The sequence below is a fragment of the Spirosoma koreense genome, from assembly GCF_054777875.1.
In genome coordinates this window covers 140,385-155,234 of sequence record NZ_BAAHAC010000002.1, presented here as the reverse complement: position 1 = coordinate 155,234, position 14,850 = coordinate 140,385, and the positions used below count along the sequence as shown (strand labels likewise).

Below are 14,850 nucleotides of genomic sequence, written 5' to 3'. Positions count from 1 at the left end.
CAGCCGGCCGCTTGTGGGCTGCAAAAAAACAGAACGGTTGGATGACTACCTAATTTTTTCGCAGCAACGCCTACCCAAGGGTGAGCGTTATGACCTTGCCCGCTGTCTTGTTGGTTTCAGCCCCCGGTTCGACCGACTGCTCTTTCACTTTACCCCGGCCTTCCACCAAAACCCGGAATCCGCGGTTTTCCAGCAGAAACAGCGCGTCGCGTAAGCTCAATCCACGTACATCCGGAACCTGATCTGGGCGAGTCGGCCGGGCTTGCCAGCGGCCACTGGGTGTGGCTTCGACCCATCCTTCCGTTATGGGTTCGCTGCGTAATTTGAGCGTCGAACTGATGGTATGCAGATCGCCCGCATACCCTGCCAGCAAACCGCTGGTCGACTGAGGCTGCGAGGCATTCGACCGCATCGGTGCATGCATCCGGATGTCGTAAGCAACGATCTGATCGGCAACTGCTTTGAAGACTGGCGCCGATACGGCACCCGCATACAGGCTGCCTTTGTTCTCGCCCTGGTGCGGGTTATCGACAACCGCGATCATGCTGTATCTGGGCTTATCGACCGGAAAGTAGCCGATAAAGGAGGTATAATACCGCCCCGCCTTGTACTGCCCTTCGATAATTTTCTGGGCCGTTCCGGTTTTACCCGCTATGCCGTAATACGGATTGTTGATGTGCTTGGCCGTACCATGCTCGACCACACCCCGCAGCAACTCCTGCGCCTTACGGATGGTAGACGCTGAGCAGATCGGATTCGGATCAACATATGGTTTGTTGTCTTCGATCACTTCATCGGCCAGCTTGATCTGCTTGACGATCATCGGGCGGACCCAGTGACCTCCGTTGGCAACGGCGTTATAGAACGTCAGCATTTGCAGTGGAGTGATCTGCATTTCGTAGCCGTACGACATGGAAGGCAACGAATATTTACTCCAGCCTTTCATATCGGGGTTCCGAACCACAGGTATCGCTTCGCCTTTCATGTGAATGCCCGTGGGCTGGGTCAGATGAAACTGACGCAAATACTGACAGTACAGATCCGGTCGGCTGTAGAAGTAAGTCCGCATGAGCATGTGCGTGCCGATGTTGGACGACTTCTCGAATACCTGCCGGGCCGTGATGGTGCCCGAGCCACCTCCATTGGAATCGGTAATTCGAAGGCCGTTGTAAATTATGGCATGCTGGCCGGTCTCGACCTTCTGGTCCAGCGAAATCGCCTTTTCTTCCATCAGCGCCATCATAGTCGCCAGCTTGAAGGTAGAGCCGGGGTCAGTACGTCCCGACAGCGCATGGTTGAAATTCTCGACGTAGCGCTTGCCTTTGCGGGTCAGGTTGGCAATGGCCCGTATTTCGCCCGTCGCTACTTCCATCACAATGACGCAGCCCCGATCGGCCTCATAGCTCTCAAGTGCCTTGTGTAGTGCCGATTCGGCCATGTCCTGAAAATTGACATCGATGGTCGTGTAGAGGTCCATGCCCGGTTCGGGTTTCATATCGGGCCCGTCGTTGACCGGCTTCCGTATCCCGCCCGACAAAACTTCGACCAGCCCGACCGCATTCTTACCCGCCAGTTCAGGCTGAAAGCTGGCTTCCAGGCCAATAAGTCCGCGCCCGGTCCGGGCGTCGAGACCACCGATCGTCCGTTCGGCCATGCGGTCGAACGGATGATAGCGTTCGTAGTAGGGCCGCAGCACACCACCACGCGCTGCTACTTTCGGCGACGACCGGAAGAAAGGCTCTTTGATCAGTTTCTGCCGTTCCGGAAAGGTGATCCGACGGCGGTTCAGCAGAACATACCGGCGCTTGCGGGAGCGGGCATCGCGGATGAGATCGGCATAATCGCGGGCCGAGCGATCTTTGTAAATACGGGCCAGCGCCACGCCGAGCGTGTCGACCCACTTGTCGAAGTATTCCTGTTTGGCCATCGTCGGGTCCAGACCGACGATGTAGGTAGGAAGTGAGGTAGCCAGCAAACGTCCGTCGTTGGCGTAGATATTTCCCCGCATGGCCCGAACCGTATCGCGCTGGATCAGGGTGGCCGCCACCCGTTCGCGCCAGAATTTACCCTTGAAGGTTTGCAGATACTGCACATATACCAGCCGGACAATGACGCCAACGGCCAGGAGAATAACGATATAAAAGACGTTGTTCGCCCGCTTGATAATATCCTGCTTAATGTTCATCGGTCTTGACAACGATTTTGTGGGGTGGAGTCTGACTATCGGCGAGTCCCAACGCGGCTACGCGCTTGCTGATTTCGGATTGTTTGCCGCTTTTGTCGAAGTCGGCCTGGAGAACCGTGTATTGGGAGCGGAGTTCATCGACCTGGGTTTTGGTGCGCTGAATCCGCCGGACCAGCCGTTCGGCGTTGTGGTTCAGGCCGATGTACAGAATCAGCAGCATCGTGACCCACAGGATACGGTCGATGTGCCGGATGGGCCAGCTGTTGTCTTCTCCGAACAGGCGGTCCAGGCCAATAAAATCATTCAGCCAGGAAGCCAGCTTTAGTTTCCGCCGTTGCTTCTTTTGCTGTTTCTGCTGAGCAATGCGTTCGGGTTCACGAAACGTGTTTTTAGCCATGGCAGGGTTAGAACCTAATGGATTCTACAAAGAAACGAAAACATTATCGCCTGTTTTGACAACGACGAAATCTTTCCCGGAAAGATTTTTTAACGGTACAAAATTGAAGAAGCGTGTGATTTTTACTCTTTCCAGCGCCACTCGTTCGCGATCTGCAAGGGCGTCCGCAGACCCTGCGCAACGAGGTAATCACGAGTTTGGGTATCTGTCTGCCGACGGGTCGGAATGTCGTCGGCATCGGCGAGTGCGTATAGGAGCATGGTGGCGTAACGGACGGTGTTTTTTAGCTGATCCGCATTGACCAGATTCATGTTATCGCAATTCGCGTGGTAGCAGTCCAGCACTTCTCTGGCCAGATGCCCGTTCATGCCTACGACCGGCACCCCTTCGAGCATAAACGGCTGATGATCTGAATGAAGCCCGGCCTGGTTCTGCATCTGGTTGGCAAAGGTGGGCTCCACCTGCTTCATGGTTTCGCCAACGGTATTCAAAAATGGCACGATATCGGAGCGGCCAAAAGCATTCAAGCCAGTCGGGTCGTTGGTCATGTCGAGATTCATCATGTAGCGGACATTATCCAGCTGACCCGTTTGCTTTAGTCCATCGACCATAGCTCGGGAGCCCAGCAGCCCCTGCTCTTCGCCCATGAAGAGAACAAACTCAACCGTGCGCTTTGGCTTCAGCTTCAGGGCTTTAAACGTTCGGGCGATGTCCATGACGGCAAAGGAACCAATTCCGTTGTCGATGGCGCCCGTGGCCAGATCCCAGGAATCCAGATGCCCGCCCACGATGATTTTTTCGTCGGGATATTTCGAGCCGCTTAAGGTGGCTACTATGTTGCGGGCGCGGATCTTACGGCTGGTATTCGTCATGTCGATCATGGCGTGAAGCGGGCTTCGTTCTTCCTGCATCCAGGCCCGCAAAGCCTGCCCGCTTTCAAGCGAAATGCAGACCGACGGAATTGGAATGAGCTTGCCCGTTACCGAGGCCGTGCCTGTCAGCAAGACATTACCCGGCACAAGGTTGACCATGATAACCCCCGAAGCGCCGTACTGAATCGCCAGCGCCGTTTTTTCGGACCGGTGCAGGTTGCGGGCCCCTTTCGTTGGAGCCGCCAGACCGATGTTTACCAGCGCGACTTTGTTCTTCAGTTTGTCCTTAACGGCCGCAAAATCGCCTTCGAGCCCGTTACCCACGTCCACAATTTCCCCCTGCACATGCGCTTCAACGGGCGAATGCGCCAGCGCAACGACCGATACTTCCCGGAAATTATCGCTCCGGTACGGCACCACCGATAGCGTAACCGTGTCGCGCGTCCAGGCTTCTACTTCAAACGGTTCATACCGCACCTCTTTGAATCCATAAGACGACAGCAGATCGAATGCATAGTCTTCAGCCCGGGTACCATTGGGGCTGCCCGTCAGCCGATGACCCACTTGTTTTGTCGCGTTTGTCAGGGTTTCGTAAGCCCGGCTGTGGCTTTTTACCTCATCGTTGATGCGGATAAAAGCCTTTTGCAGAGAGATCTTGTCGGGGTAGAAAGCAGTGAGAAAACCAGCCGTGCCGATGCAAAGCAGCACGATCCGGAAACGAGGCACGTAGAACGTTCGGGCCATAAGAAGGGTATAAAATTCTTTGCTAAATTTAGAAAAACAGGTGCAGAATAGCAATATCAACTGATTAGACGCAAACCGGAATTAAAGCGTTCGATTTACCCGGAAAAATATAGCAAGCGTACCCGCAGGATTGATTAATTGGTCAGAATCTGATGTTTCATCGGTTTTAGCTGAACCATCAGCCGTCCGTTGAGCCAGACCCGGTCGATACCCACAACACCGAATACACGGTCCCAGCTTCGTTCGAAACAATGAGCCGCATCGGGAAAGGAAATCGAAACGGCCAGCGCCCGTTCGTAGAACGATACGGGGTTCTGGTGAATCAGGTCGCGATGTACGGCAAACTGTGCGCCCAGCACAAACGTGTACTGAGAAGGCCCGTCGGAATCGAACAGCGCCTGATGAAAACCGCGCAGGTCGAGCCCGCGACCGTCCTCGTTTTTACTCCATGGCTTAAAAAGCCGGTGCCCCTGATCGTCGTCTGTATCAATCAGATGACCAAGCCAGATAAATTTCTGATTTTCCGGGAAATGGCCTGCCGCAAATTCGCGGAGCGTCTTCTTGAAATCGTACGCATGATCGAAGGGTTTGCCCTGGCAGAAAATGGTCCAGTCGGCCAGCGAGTCGTAGTGGCTGACGAGATGATGCAGGTAGGTATGGGCTTCGCGGCCGATGTTAGGTAGGGGAATGGCTTCCCGGCCCGGCAAACCATTCGGACTTTTATCGTAGACGGTTATTCGCAGACCAGTAGGTAGGTTTCGGAGCCAGTTCAGGTTTTCGGTATAGTGCGCGACGACGAGTTCGGGCGTAGACATAATGTTTCGCTGAGTAATTTTATAACCTGAAGTCAGGAATTCTTTCTGGCGTAAAGATGGCGGAAAACTGTATTTTTACGGATGATCTTTTGAACCGACCTGCTTAGCGGACCGTTATGAACCGAACATATACTACGCTTCTTATTACGCTCACTGTTTCCAGCATGACTCAGGCACAAACTCCTATACTGACTCCTCCTAAAGCCGCCGTTAAACCCAAAGAACTCATTACCAACGGCCACAAACGGATCGACAATTATTATTACCTCAACGAACGCGAAAATCCGGAGGTAATCAACTACCTGAAAGCCGAAAACGCATACCTCGATCAGGTATTGGCTCCCGTTAAGGATCTGCAAGCCAAGTTGTTCGAGGAAATGAAAGGGCGCATCAAGCAGCAGGACGAATCGGTGCCTTATAAAGAGGGGGAGTATTATTACTACAGCCGCTACATCACGGGCGGAGAGTACCCGATCTACTGCCGGCGGAAGGGTTCGATGCAGGGGAACGAGGAAGTGATGTTCGACGGCAATGTGATGGCGAAAGGCCATAATTATTACCAACTGGGTGGCTACGAGATATCGGATAACGAGGAACTGGCCATTTTCGCCGAAGACACCGTCAGCCGCCGGTTATACACGCTCCGGATCAAAAACCTGAAAACCGGAAAAATCTATCCGGAAGCGATCCAGAATACTGAAGCTGGAAGCTTTGCCTGGGCAACTGACAACAAGACCCTGTTTTACATCAAAAAAGATCCGCAGACCCTGCTCGGTTATCAGGTATACCGCCATACGCTGGGTGCCGATCCTAAGACAGACGTACTGGTGTACGAAGAACAGGATAACCAGTTTTATATGGGTCTGAGCCGCTCGAAATCGAAGAAATACATCGAAATCGGTGTAGATCACAACGGAGTCGCGACGGAATACCGGTTGCTGGAAGCCAGTAAGCCATTGGGCGAATTCAAGGTGTTTCTGCCCCGCGAGAAAGGGCATGAATACGACATCGTGCATTACAAAGATAAGTTCTACGTCCGCACGAACTGGAAAGCCGAAAACTTCCGGCTGATGGAAGTGCCGGAAGGCAAAACCGCTGACCGTGCGTCCTGGAAAGAAGTCATTCCGCATCGGGCCGACGTATATCTGGCCAACATGGATGTCTTTGTCAATCACCTGGTTCTGGGTGAACGAAAAGCCGGTTTGACGAATATTCGGATAATCAATCAGCAACAGTCCGGCGATCCGCGGTCCGGCGATCCGGCGAAAGTCGATGAATACCTTGATTTTGGCGAACCGGCTTATGTCGCGGGTATCGGCTACAATCCGGACTTCAATACGAATGTGCTGCGCTACAGTTACTCATCGCTGACAACCCCCAATTCCACCTTCGATTACAACATGGATACGAAGGAAAAAACGCTGATGAAACAGCAGGAGGTGCTGGGTGGCTTCGACAAAGACAACTACGTGTCGGAGCGTATGTACGCGACCGCCCGGGATGGCGTAAAGGTGCCGATTTCGCTGGTATACCGTAAAGGCACGAAGAAAGACGGTTCCGCTCCCTTACTTCAATATGCCTACGGCTCGTACGGTTACTCGACCGATCCGGGTTTTAGCTCGACCCGCCTGAGCCTGCTGGACCGGGGATTTATTTTCGCGATTGCGCACATTCGGGGCGGGCAGGAAATGGGTCGTCGGTGGTACGAAGACGGCAAAATGCTGAAAAAGAAAAATACGTTCAACGACTTCGTCGACGTATCGGAATACCTCATTAAGAACCAATACACCAGTGCTGACAAGCTCTTTGCGATGGGCGGCAGCGCAGGTGGCTTGCTGATGGGCGCGGTAATCAACCAGGCACCACAGCTCTACCGGGGTGTAGTGGCCGCCGTACCGTTTGTGGATGTCGTGACGACTATGCTCGACGAAAGCATTCCGCTCACGACCGGCGAATTTGAAGAATGGGGTAATCCGAAGAACGAGCCGTTTTACAAGTACATGCTGTCGTATTCGCCTTACGATAACGTCGAAAAGAAAGCGTATCCCAACTTATTGGTAACCACTGGCCTGCATGATTCGCAGGTGCAATATTGGGAGCCCGCCAAGTGGGTGGCCAAGCTGCGGACGCTGAAAACAGATAACAACCAACTGCTGCTCCACACCAATATGGAAGCTGGCCACGGAGGAGCTTCCGGTCGGTTTCAGGCGCTGAAAGAAATCGCCCTGGAATACGCCTTCATGCTGAATCTGGTAGGGGTACGGATGTAATAGTGAGATAGGCTGGTTAACGTTAAAGTATATCACAAGCTAATTAATGTCTCAAGATTGGGATTTATAGCAGCGCGGGTTGCCACCCGCGCTGCTATAACCAGGCTTTACTTTACCCGTGGTAATTTTTAAACAATTGACCTTTTCCCGAATTTACGCTGGCCTTTTATGCGTCGTAGCCCTGAGTTTGCTGGTCGGCAGTTGCCAGTCGAAAAACAAGTCGGCGCTGGATGATCCGGTCATTGCGGCCGGGCAGCAACTGGCTCAGAAACATTGCCAAAGTTGCCACGTCCTGATCGAGCCCGATAAACTGGATAAAGAGACGTGGGTAAAGCAGGTGTTGCCCGCCATGGCACCCAATCTTGGGTTGGAGGTATATCCGGGCCAACAATATTATGCGGGCCATACGGCGGCTATTTCTTACGACGACTGGCAAAAAATTGTCGCGTATTATCAAACCCTGGCTCCGGATAAACTGAAATCGGCCCATCCGCCAGCGAAGGCCGTAACCGACTGGGCTATTTTTTCGCTTGAAACCCCGCGTCGTGATACAACGCAAACGTTTATCACGACGTTAGTGGCCATCGATACCATTGGTCACCAACTTTATTCCAGCGATGCGCTGCGTAATGACCTGCACCGCTGGAACCAGCAGCTACGCCCAACCCTGGCCAGGCAGTTGCATTCACCGGCTGTCAACGCGACGTTTTTCCGGGACACAAAAGGGCAGGAGCGGAGTGCCTTTACCTGCCTGGGGACTATGCGGGCCGCCGACCTTTCACTGGGTGAGTTGATCGATCTGGGCCTGACAACTAATCGAACGAGCGATTCCCTGACTGTTTCGACGGGCCTGCCCCGTCCGCTGCAATCCATTCCGATCGACATGAATAAAGACGGGCTGATGGACTGGGTCGTCTGCGGGTTTGGTCATAACCGGGGTGGGCTATACTGCCTGAAACAACAACCCAACCGTCAGTTTGTCAGAACTCCGATTCGTGAAGTTGCCGGTGCGATACAGGTGGTTTCCGGCGATTTTAACGCCGACGGCTGGCCGGATCTGATGGCACTCTTCGCACATGCCGACGAGGGAATCTGGCTATTTCTGAATGATAAGAAAGGGGGCTTTACCGGGCGAGACCTATTGAAGTTTCCGGCCGTGTACGGCTCGACCAGCTTTCAACTTGTTGATTTTAATAAGGATGGTCAACTGGATATCCTGTATACGTGTGGTGACAACAGTGACTATTCTAAAATTCTGAAGCCATACCACGGGCTTTACATCTACCTGAATCAGGGTGGTTTCCGGTTTAGACAAACCTATTTCTACCCAATCAACGGCTGTACGAAAGCTATAGCTACCGACTTCGACCAGGACGGTGATCTGGACATCGCGACGATTGCCTTCTTTGCTGATTTCAAACAAAATCCAGCCGAAGGCTTCATGTATTTCGAGCAACAGCAGTCCTTGAAGTTTAAGCCTCATGCCTTACCGGTCAGTACCTACGGCCGCTGGATCTGCATGGACGTCAACGACTTCGATCAGGATGGCGATGCGGACATCGTACTGGGTAATTTCTCGAAAACGTTCATCATTCAGAAAGACCTCAAGCCGTTCTGGGACACGCATATTCCACTGATCGTGCTGAAAAACAAGACTAGGTAGTGCCGGTTAGGCAATTGTGGGGGCTCACCCGACCGTCCCGGTCGGTGCTACTGCTTCAGCCAGCCGCCCGTAAACCCAGCCTGCTTTAAACCTTTAATGATGTGCGGGTTTCGCTTCATCAGGTTCCAGATGAAGTTCGTCCGCAGGTTTTCCGCCATCAATAAAATAGGTCCCTGGTCGATACCCAGATAGTCAATATCGAACCAGCCGTTGGCGGTGGAACCGTTCGCGAAAGCCGATGGATAACGGTAGGTTGGGTTGAACGCATCCCGAAAACCATATTGCCCGTACAACTTAGCCCCGTACTTCGTTTTCATAGCTTTCAGGGCTGGTAGGCAAATTTCCGGAGCGAACGCCAGCGATCCACCAGCCGCCGTTGGCGCCAGAGTACCATCGTCGACGATTTGGGTAGAAGCTGCCCCCCGGGCGCGATAGGAGAAAAATTCACGGCCCGCAACAGTCGTATCTTTGGGGCCATCGCAGGCGGTCAGGCCCCAGATGGTAGCGCTGTAATCCTGCCAATGGCCTGGATTTTTTAGACAATACGCTCGATTGGCGTAGGTTGCCCGGCGAGAGTTTTCGGCGTAATCAATGCCTTTTTTCTGGATGTACTCGTCCTGAATACCCCGAAAGTCGACCCAGATGTGCGAGTACTGGTGACCAAAAAGCGGATCGAAATTGACGTGCGGCTGGTCGTAGAACGTGGCCCACGGATAGGATTGCGTCCAGGCTGTCCAGGCGTCGGGGCCAACCGGGTGCGTAGGCGAGCCTAAGGCCAGAATATAGAGCAGCATGCCTTCATTGTAGCCCTTCCAGTCGGCCTTGATAAACCCTTTTTCGGGATGCCAGCCCATGGACACGAACGGCTGGGACGCTTGAATCCAGGTCCAGTCGACGCGGCTATAAATCTGTTCGGCCAGTTTTCGTATTTCGGCTTCAACCGGCGTGTTTTTGTCAAAATACGTCTGACAGCTAAGAATTCCACCCAGCAGCAAAGCCGTGTCGATGGTCGATAGCTCGACCTGTTTGAAGCGTTCCCCGGTTTTCATATCCAGAAAGTGGTAGAAAAAACCCTTGTAGCCGGTTACGCCCGTTGGTTTATCGGATTGCGGGGCTTGCGCAAAAAAACGAAGGGTTTCCACGGTCCGGTCTGCTGCCTGGGTCCGGCTGATGTAGCCCCGCTCCACACCAACCAGATACGATGTCAGACCGAAACCGACGGCGGCAATGCTGGCAAACGAAGGGGTAGGCATCCGGTCGGGAATCAGGCCGTTCCCGGAATCTTCGGTTTCCCAGAAATACCGGAATGTATCCCGCTGCAAGCTGTCCAGAAAGGCATTGTCGGCTGCCGTAAGCGTATAGGCTGGATTCTGTTGGGCCAATCCCACGCCGATTGTGAGCAGAAAAATGAAGATCGTTTTCATCCAAATGTACCGCGGATTTCAGCCCGCTTCTAGTGGAAAAGAGCGGACTGAAATCCGCGTACCATCAGTTCAGTTTCGGGCTCTGGAAGCCCAGGTTTTTCATGCCTTTTTTCACTTCGGGGCAACTCATGAACAAGTTCCAGAGCAGTTGCGAACGCTGGTTTTCGATCATGACGATAATCGGGCCCTGGTCGATGGCCAGAAACGAGTCGGCAAACCAGATATTGGTTAGGTTGAACGCGTCGACAAAGCCGTAGTTTTTCCAGATTTTATCCCCCAGTTTGTAGTAGAAAAACCGGAGTGCCTGCATCGATTCGGTCGGTGTGTAGGGCATGGCCGAGAGAGCGGCTGTTGGCGAGATGGTGCCGTTATCGTTGTTCGGTTCGTGCGCCGAATAGCCGTTTTGCTCATCGCTGGCGGTCAATCCCCAGCAACTCGAACTGTAGCCGACGTATTGCTTCGGATTGGTTTTGCAGTAGGTGTAGTTGATAAGCGAGTGAGCCGTATTCTGTTGCCAGTAGTCGGCATACGTGTCTTTCAGATCATGCGGATTGATGCCCAGAAACGAATACTGAGAAAAGAAGAGCGGACCGCCATTGGCCGGGCCAAGCGGCAATTTGATGCCGTAATAACTGTTGCCATTGGCGATTTTGCCGTTTTGCGCCCAACTGTTGTCATAAACGGTTTTCGGGATCGCGCTGGTGTTCGAGGAAGCGGCCAGCACGTAGGTGATGAGCGCTTCATTCCATCCCCGAATGGGTAGGTTCATGTCCCAGTTGTAGTTCGGCGACCAGTGCCAGTACAGGTTCGTTTCGGCTCCGCTTTTGGTAAACCAGTTCCACTCGACACCGTCCCAGAGCGCATTGATCGTTTGCCGAAGCGCGACTTCATTGGCATCGGTCGAACTGTTGAAATATTGCCGGGCTGTCAGTAGTCCCTGCATCAGATACGAGGTTTCGACCAGATCGGCACCGTCGTCTTTCTGGCTGAACGGCACCGTAGCGCCGGTAGCACCGTTGAGCCAGTGCGGAAAAGCGCCGTGATAGCGTTTGGCGCTGTTGGTCAGGAAGTTGGCGATCTTCGCCAGCCTTGTCAATCCATCCTGACGGCTGATAAAATTTCGATTGATACCCACCAGAATTGCCATCACACCAAAGCCTGTTCCGCCGGTCGTAACAACATCACCCGACGAGTTGCGCTCGCGGGCCATGCCCGATACCGGGTGCCCGAAATCCCAGAAATAGGTAAGGGTTTGTTTTTGAACGAGATCCAGCAAGAGTGAATCACTGATGCGCTGGAATTTATCCGTACTGTCGAGCGCCGTGACGAGGTTGATCACCACATTCGAGCCAAGCGTCGTGCTCCGTTGCGAGGTCAGGGTAGGCTGAACCGTAACGGTATAAGCCGTCAGCGATTTCAGTGCTTTCGTGGGGCCAATCGTCACGGTCGTATCAGTAGCGCCAAAGGCATAGGAGAGCGAAACCGGACTGGCGGTAGCTTTTTCGGTCAGCTGAATTGTGTTCTTTGCCGATTCCTGGTTGATGGGTGCCGTAAACCCCAGCCGGATCGTTGGCGTCAGCGATACATTCTGGTAGGTCAGTGACGCCGACGTTTGCCCATTGACCTGCACTGATTTATAACTGAACGATTCAGCCGGTTCCGGGTCTTTCTGCGTCTTGCAGGACAGGCAGCACACAAGCGCCATTAAGGGCAAATAACAGGACGTTGAGTTCATAATGAGATACTGAAACCGGAGACACCAAATAAAAGGTAGTCAATAAGGGCTGTATAAGTACGTAGCCCTTATTGACTATTTGTAAGTTTACCTTCCTGCTGATTCGAGTTGATATAATGCTCCAATCTCGGCTGTGCTTAAAGCCTTATTGTAAACCCGAATTTCATCAATTGAGCCGGTGTACAGGCCCTGCCACGTTTGATTTGGCGAGTTAGTATAGCCAGTTGAGACACTTGGCCAACCACCAATGAGAACTTGGGTAGGTGTTGGTAAAACAATGTTACCAGTAGGAGTACCATTAAAATCTCTCTTCCGGTAGGTGCTATTTGAAACCAGGACATTGTTAGCGTATAAATCGATTGTAGAATTGGCTCCATCATACACCATGATGAAATGTACCCATTTATTGGTCCCTTTCACTACTTGATATGTTTTCCCAGCATCTGCAAGCCCAAAACCAGTAACATTATCTCCGCCTACATCAAAATTGCCATTTTGATAAGAATGAAAAGCAGCATGTAATTGTAAGGTATCACTACTAGCAGGATGGGCATTCGCATCGACATACATGTTGATTGGCCCTCTATTCCAGTCTGTTTGTTCTGATAAAGCTCGCGTTAAAGCAAATACCGAGCTTGCGGTTTTTCCATTATTAGCAGTATTGATCCAAGCGCTGACACTTACGCTTGGAATCGCATTAGCGGTATTTAACTTAGCAATTATTGGATATACCAGGTAGCCTGCGTTTAACTGAAGCGCTTGTCCTTTTTGGCCTGTTGTAAATGTTGCATTGCTACTATTCGAAGGAGCCGTTTTTGATATGTCTTCATTGTTAGTTCCGTCGAATGTCCAGTGTGCTAACAAATTAGTCGACGCGACCTCATTGGAATTATTAAAACCACCGATTGGAGGTAATGTGGTGGCCCCATCGTCGCTTTTTTTACAGGAGATAACCAGCGTTGTGCCTGTGAGCAAGCCAATTGCCAGCAGACCGGCGAATTTTGTCGTTTTCATGGTAAGTTGATTTGTTAGTAAAAATTGGGTTTGTTGTTAGCCTTCCTGCGTTTGTCATTCCGACGTTAGGAGGAATCTGCTTCGGTAGCCCGGTTGAGCTTGACTACTAGGAGATTTCAAGATTCCTCCTAACGTCGGAATGACAAAAAGCCGTCGGAATGACAAAAAGTTGGCCCTGACAAAACTCATTTAGTAGCCCGGGTTCTGATCCAGTTGGTTGTTGCTTAGCTGGATTTGCAGACTTGGTACCGGTAGCAACTCATTCTTGCCCGCGACGAAATTTTTGCCCGCAGCCCGCATCACCTGAGCGGCTCGCCCGGTTCTGACCAGGTCGAAAAAGCGGTCGTGTTCCATCGCCAGTTCGATCCGGCGTTCTTTCCAGATCGCTTCCCGGACATCGGTCTGCGAAGCCGCTTTCGTATTCGGTAAGCCAGCGCGGGTGCGAATCAGATTTAGGTTGGTGGTCGCTGCGGCTGATTGGCCCAGTTCGTTATTTGCTTCGGCGTTCATCAGCAGCACATCGGCGTAGCGTAGCAGCCGAACGTTTTTCTGCTTCTTGTCACGGTTGCCTAAATACGGCTCTATACTTGAGTTTTCGCTGGCATAAGCTTTGTAGTTGTAGTACAGGTTCTGAACCGAATCGGCGCTGGGAATCCGGAAGCCATCGTACAAAACCGTGCCTGCGTGTTTGGGGCTGGTGTCGACAATGATGATCGTCGAGGTTTTACGCTTATCCCCGGCTTCGTAGGCATTCACCAAATCCTGGCTGGGGGTGTCAAAACCGAAGCCGAGATCGCTCCAGCCCCCTTTGCCGCCCACCCGTGGGCCCTGCCAGGTGCAGTAGCCACCCACGGCGAGGTCGCCATTATTGAACGTACCGCTCTGGGTTTCGAAAATCGATTCGCTGCTGTTATTGCCCACATACCGCCAGATGGTCGTGTAATCGGGCACCAAGGCATACTGACCGGAGTTGATCACCTCCTGCGTTAGTGTCTGCACCTGCTGCCAGTTCTTGCGGTACAGGTAGGTTTTGGCCAGCAGCGCCTGAGCGGCTCCTTTGTTGGCATGCCCCACTGCCGACTGCGACCGTAACGGCAGATTATTGGCGGCAAATTGCAGATCCTGGGTAATGACATTGTAGATCGTATCGACCGGTGCGCGCGTCTGAAACGCTGGGTCGGTATTGGCGTCCTGTGCATCTTTGGGAACCCGTACCACCTTCGGCACCTTACCGAAAAAGCGGACCAGATTAAAGTAATAGTACCCCCGGATGAACCGAACCTCACCAATCAGTTGGTTTTTGGTTTTGGCGTCTAATGTCGATGCATCAATGGCGACCAGGGCCTGATTGGCTCTGGAAATGCCGCTGTAATAGCCGTTCCAGAGAGCCGCAACAAAATTGTTGGTCGGGGTTACCGTAAAGTTATCGATGTCGACCAGCGAAGGCTGGTCGGTGGGTGTACTCCCTTTGTCGGCGTCGTCGGAAATGATGTTGGTAGTCGCGATGAAGCTAATGCCATGCACATCGCCACCCGCCCCGCCGAAGGCTTCGCTATTGTATAAGCTGTTGTAAACGCCGGTTACTAGACTGGAAGCCAGATTCGGATCGGTAGAAGGAGTTGCCTGACCCTGAACGGGGACATCCAGAAAGCTTTTCTGGCAGGAAACCGTCAGCAGAAGCGCCCCGAAGCTGGCGCTGAAAACGAACAATGTAGGGAATTTCATACTGGT

At 52.6% G+C, this 14,850-nt stretch carries 10 protein-coding genes; 2 read left to right on the top strand and 8 right to left on the bottom strand.

Annotation, left to right across the window (positions count from 1 at the left end):
• Window positions 1–70: 70 nt before the first annotated feature.
• The 4 genes from ACYVC2_RS01275 to ACYVC2_RS01260 all read right to left on the bottom strand — a co-directional run bounded on the left by ACYVC2_RS01275 (window position 71) and on the right by ACYVC2_RS01260 (window position 5,013).
• A complete protein-coding gene (locus tag ACYVC2_RS01275; protein ID WP_461100457.1) occupies window positions 71–2,185 on the bottom strand; it encodes a penicillin-binding protein in 2,115 nt (704 codons plus the stop codon).
• Window positions 2,175–2,582, bottom strand: coding sequence for an FtsL-like putative cell division protein (locus ACYVC2_RS01270; RefSeq protein WP_461100456.1), 408 nt, complete (start codon window positions 2,580–2,582; stop codon window positions 2,175–2,177). The genes ACYVC2_RS01275 and ACYVC2_RS01270 overlap by 11 nt, the downstream gene beginning before the upstream one ends.
• Window positions 2,583–2,704: 122 nt before the next feature.
• A complete protein-coding gene (locus ACYVC2_RS01265) occupies window positions 2,705–4,198 on the bottom strand; it encodes a M20/M25/M40 family metallo-hydrolase (protein WP_461100455.1) in 1,494 nt (497 codons plus the stop codon).
• A gap of 134 nt (window positions 4,199–4,332) precedes the next feature.
• Window positions 4,333–5,013, bottom strand: a complete 681-nt coding sequence (locus ACYVC2_RS01260; RefSeq protein ID WP_461100454.1) for a DUF3431 domain-containing protein — start codon at window positions 5,011–5,013, stop codon at window positions 4,333–4,335.
• A 116-nt stretch (window positions 5,014–5,129) separates the two neighbouring features.
• On the opposite strand from ACYVC2_RS01260, the gene ACYVC2_RS01255 reads away from it, so the two are divergent.
• Together ACYVC2_RS01255 and ACYVC2_RS01250 are read left to right on the top strand one after the other, a co-directional pair.
• Window positions 5,130–7,283, top strand: coding sequence for a S9 family peptidase (locus ACYVC2_RS01255; protein ID WP_461100453.1), 2,154 nt, complete (start codon window positions 5,130–5,132; stop codon window positions 7,281–7,283).
• 136 nt (window positions 7,284–7,419) lie between these two features.
• Window positions 7,420–8,946 (top strand): FG-GAP repeat domain-containing protein, encoded by a 1,527-nt coding sequence (locus tag ACYVC2_RS01250; protein WP_461100452.1) that lies wholly within the window; start codon window positions 7,420–7,422, stop codon window positions 8,944–8,946.
• Window positions 8,947–8,993: 47 nt separating this feature from the next.
• Here the strand turns inward: ACYVC2_RS01250 and ACYVC2_RS01245 are convergent, their stop codons facing one another.
• The 4 genes from ACYVC2_RS01245 to ACYVC2_RS01230 form a co-directional block, all read right to left on the bottom strand.
• The gene (locus tag ACYVC2_RS01245) at window positions 8,994–10,370 is read right to left on the bottom strand and encodes a glucoamylase family protein (protein WP_461100451.1); all 1,377 of its coding nucleotides are present in this window, start codon (window positions 10,368–10,370) and stop codon (window positions 8,994–8,996) included.
• 64 nt (window positions 10,371–10,434) lie between these two features.
• Window positions 10,435–12,105 (bottom strand): glucoamylase family protein, encoded by a 1,671-nt coding sequence (locus ACYVC2_RS01240; RefSeq protein WP_461100450.1) that lies wholly within the window; start codon window positions 12,103–12,105, stop codon window positions 10,435–10,437.
• 87 nt (window positions 12,106–12,192) lie between these two features.
• The gene (locus ACYVC2_RS01235) at window positions 12,193–13,119 is read right to left on the bottom strand and encodes a LamG-like jellyroll fold domain-containing protein (RefSeq protein WP_461100449.1); all 927 of its coding nucleotides are present in this window, start codon (window positions 13,117–13,119) and stop codon (window positions 12,193–12,195) included.
• 189 nt (window positions 13,120–13,308) lie between these two features.
• Window positions 13,309–14,844 (bottom strand): RagB/SusD family nutrient uptake outer membrane protein, encoded by a 1,536-nt coding sequence (locus tag ACYVC2_RS01230; RefSeq protein ID WP_461100448.1) that lies wholly within the window; start codon window positions 14,842–14,844, stop codon window positions 13,309–13,311.
• Between the last annotated feature and the right edge of the window lie 6 nt (window positions 14,845–14,850).

What these genes read in the sequence shown, in the direction of transcription:
- ACYVC2_RS01260 (WP_461100454.1), bottom strand. Translation starts at nt 5,013, where the DNA reads ATGTCTACGCCCGAACTCGTCGTCGCGCACTATACCGAAAACCTGAAC.
- ACYVC2_RS01275 (WP_461100457.1), bottom strand. Translation starts at nt 2,185, where the DNA reads ATGAACATTAAGCAGGATATTATCAAGCGGGCGAACAACGTCTTTTAT.
- ACYVC2_RS01265 (WP_461100455.1), bottom strand. Translation starts at nt 4,198, where the DNA reads ATGGCCCGAACGTTCTACGTGCCTCGTTTCCGGATCGTGCTGCTTTGC.
- ACYVC2_RS01230 (WP_461100448.1), bottom strand. Translation starts at nt 14,844, where the DNA reads ATGAAATTCCCTACATTGTTCGTTTTCAGCGCCAGCTTCGGGGCGCTT.
- ACYVC2_RS01240 (WP_461100450.1), bottom strand. Translation starts at nt 12,105, where the DNA reads ATGAACTCAACGTCCTGTTATTTGCCCTTAATGGCGCTTGTGTGCTGC.
- ACYVC2_RS01235 (WP_461100449.1), bottom strand. Translation starts at nt 13,119, where the DNA reads ATGAAAACGACAAAATTCGCCGGTCTGCTGGCAATTGGCTTGCTCACA.
- ACYVC2_RS01245 (WP_461100451.1), bottom strand. Translation starts at nt 10,370, where the DNA reads ATGAAAACGATCTTCATTTTTCTGCTCACAATCGGCGTGGGATTGGCC.
- ACYVC2_RS01255 (WP_461100453.1), top strand. Translation starts at nt 5,130, where the DNA reads ATGAACCGAACATATACTACGCTTCTTATTACGCTCACTGTTTCCAGC.
- ACYVC2_RS01270 (WP_461100456.1), bottom strand. Translation starts at nt 2,582, where the DNA reads ATGGCTAAAAACACGTTTCGTGAACCCGAACGCATTGCTCAGCAGAAA.